The following is a 1,983-nucleotide window of genomic DNA, read 5'->3' as shown; positions in this document are numbered from 1 at the left end:
GGCCCGGTAGTCGTAGAGACCCAGGGCGGAGTCCCAGCGCTGGTCGGTGTAGAGCCGGTTCGTTGGTGTGTTGCCCCACTCGTAGCGCGTGACGCCGTACGGCGTGTAGCGCAACTTTCCCACGCGGTTGCCGCCGGCGTCGGTCGCCACCGTCGCGCTCCCCAGGTGGTCGCTGTGCAGGTCAACCGCTTCCTCGGATGACACCACGACGGCCCCATCGGGAGGCAACCCAACCATAAATGCCAATTTCCTCAATCAAAATAAACGCTGCCCATAAACTGCTTTCGTCAACATTTACGATCTCAAAAAAAGAGAGCAACATTACATAAAATATCGTCATTATAACTCCTGCTATTGCCCCGACGGATAGTTTTAACCAACTTGTTGTACGCGGCGGCAAGGAAAATAGCACTACACTCAATACTACGCCTGCCACCAGACCAGGAGGCAGCGAGCAGCCAAAGCCGAACACGAATTGTATAAACCACAACTCCGCTATTGCTATCGGGCCATACCAATGGCCAGTTTTGAGGATACTCAATATCAACACGAACAACTCAAACAATAACGGCAACGAAAAGCCGTTGATCAGGGAGATAATGAACCCTCCCATCAATCCACGCACAATAGGAAACAATTTCGAGCGCATCTTTCCCCCTTACCGAAGATTGTCATCAAGCCACTGTGCTGCTTCCTCAAGCGAGGCAAACTGACCTGATGCGATCATCTGCCCAAAGCGCCACCCCCGAACTGTCAACCGCAAATCTTCTAAACTATTTCCTTGCCGGTTTGCCAGAGAGGCGCTGTTGAGCATCAAAATTTGCCTCAAGTATTCGTCTCTCAGTTCATACTTGCCTGCAGTATCCGCCTCGATTGCTTGGCGAAACAAGTTGCGCGCTTCGGGAGTTGCGGCGATAAATTGCCTAATCCACGATACAGGAGCCCCCTGATCACCCACTATCTCGTGTCCAACGGCTAGCCGAGTGAGAAATTCCTGTGGATCTGAATACTGGCTTGCCCTGTAGCCAAAGGCGGCAGCCGTGAGGAAATGACCGATCTGCCTGGTTTCACCACCCCAGTACTGTTCATAGAGATAGCCATCTTGGAACTCTGTATTTAGCCCTGCCTCGCCAAACCCTCCGGCCGTATACAATCCAGGGAATAACCTGGTGTGATCAAGGATCACAGTAAATCTCTCCTGGACCGTAGCCCCACGCAGTTGGTCAGTGCGAAACATCTCGACCAGCGCATCTACGTCCGTGGAAGCCGCCACATGCAGTGATTCAATGTAATTCACTTCTCTAACCAGAACAGGATCCACCGTTGAGCGAGTGCAAACTACCGCCACAATGACTAAAGCAGGAATCACCAACCACGGAAAATGCCCATCAGAGTCCACGTAAATCAGTGGTGAATTGCGGGCATACGTGTATCTGTTCAAATCCTGGGGATCGCCGGGATTGGGCACAATCGTATCCGCGCTGACGAAGCGGCCCAGGCCGGGCGAATAGAAACGCGCTCGGTAGTCATATAGCCCGAAGCCCTCCTGCCGCTGGCCGGTGAAGCGGCGGTCGGTGGGGAAGGTGCCCCAGGCCCAGCGCACTCCGCCATACGGGGTATACAGCAGTTCGCCTACCCGGTTGCCGCTGGCATCCGTTGTTAAGGTCGCACTCCCCAGATGGTCGCCGTGCAGAAAATACAGCGTGCCGTTCACCCGCACCGCCACCCGCTGCCCGGCGGCGTAGTAGTACTTGCGGACAGTGCCCCCAGTCCGCTCGTAGTACTCCCCAATGTAGACGGTGGTGCCATCGGGGCCGATGCGCAGGATGCGGTTCCCGTCGCCGTCATACACGAACCGCGTAACCTGCCCGGCGACGGTGTTGGTCACCACGGCCAGCCGGTTCTCGGCGTCCCACCCCTGGGTGTAAGTGATGCGTTGGGTGCCCGAGACCTCCACCCGCAGCACCATATTCCCGTTGGGGT

General features: G+C 55.7%; 2 protein-coding genes. Both read right to left on the bottom strand.

Annotated elements, in window-relative coordinates; translation table 11 throughout:
- Positions 1–181 precede the first annotated feature (181 nt).
- Entirely contained in the window at positions 182–649 is a 468-nt protein-coding gene (locus ABJK56_RS20145) for a hypothetical protein (RefSeq protein WP_347246484.1), read from the bottom strand.
- A 9-nt stretch (positions 650–658) separates the two neighbouring features.
- Positions 659–1,983, bottom strand: a 1,325-nt coding sequence (locus tag ABJK56_RS20140; RefSeq protein WP_347246483.1) for an RHS repeat-associated core domain-containing protein, incomplete at its 5' end; no start/stop codon positions are given.

Origin of the sequence: Thermogutta sp. (assembly GCF_039793925.1) — a bacterium.
Lineage (GTDB): Bacteria > Planctomycetota > Planctomycetia > Pirellulales > Thermoguttaceae > Thermogutta.
Note: the sequence above shows the minus strand (reverse complement) of the source record. Positions and strands in the feature narration are given on the sequence as shown.